Origin of the sequence: Lentibacillus sp. L22, assembly GCF_040812445.1 — a bacterium.
GTDB classification, from domain to species: Bacteria; Bacillota; Bacilli; order Bacillales; family Amphibacillaceae; genus Lentibacillus_C; species Lentibacillus_C daqui.
Genome location: NZ_JBFNXI010000112.1, coordinates 1 through 776 on the forward strand (window position 1 = coordinate 1; position 776 = coordinate 776).

Below are 776 nucleotides of genomic sequence, written 5' to 3' on the forward strand. Positions count from 1 at the left end.
ATGAGTGGTGGAGTAGTGGAAAAGAAGCTGTAAGTGATTTTTTTGAGAATCCAGGTGAGTCGATTGCAAGCGGTCTTGATGCCATCAATCCGTTTAGTTAATTATGGAGCGGTATGGAAGGGGATTTTTGAATGAAATGCACCGTACGACGCACAACCAAAAATTTAAGATATCGAATACTGACGATTAGAGGAGAGAACTATATCTTGGATATGGGTGGAGCATCCCTATGGAAGATGTTATTTCCTTTTTTCTACTGGCTGCTTCCCAATCGCGTGTATAAAGTGGAGGATCCAGAAATTGCAGAAGAATTAACAGCTCCTACTGTAAAGGAAAAGGTGGGTTCTTCTCAATTTTTATGGGCGATCTTAGCCTCTATTGCTGCCAGCAGTTTAAGCCCTATAGCGAATTATTTTGACGTTGATATTCCGATTTATGTAAATGCAATTATTGTGATATTTATTGTTATTCTTATGATATTACTGATCCTTTCTCTAAGCCGAATGTTTAAAAAAAGGATGTATCAAATAATCGATCTAAGTCAATTGTCTAAAGGCCAGTTATGGATCATGCCTGCTCAGTTTAAGTTTGTCTTTTTAGCTACATTTATGTATTTCTTTTGTTTTGGATTGGGGGTAATGGGAGCTGCAGCATATATTGAATATGGTAATTGGCTTATATTGCTCTTCTCAACGATTCTTATATTTGTTGGGACAGTCTTACCCGGACTCGGAACGATAATTGAAGGCGATACAAGGGTCAAATTCCTGGGCGGT

1 protein-coding gene is annotated in these 776 nt (G+C 38.3%); it reads left to right on the top strand.

The window, feature by feature from the left end; genetic code table 11:
* Positions 1–131: 131 nt before the first annotated feature.
* The coding region (locus ABRT01_RS18305; RefSeq protein ID WP_367749208.1) for a DUF443 family protein at positions 132–776 on the top strand (645 nt) is incomplete at its 3' end.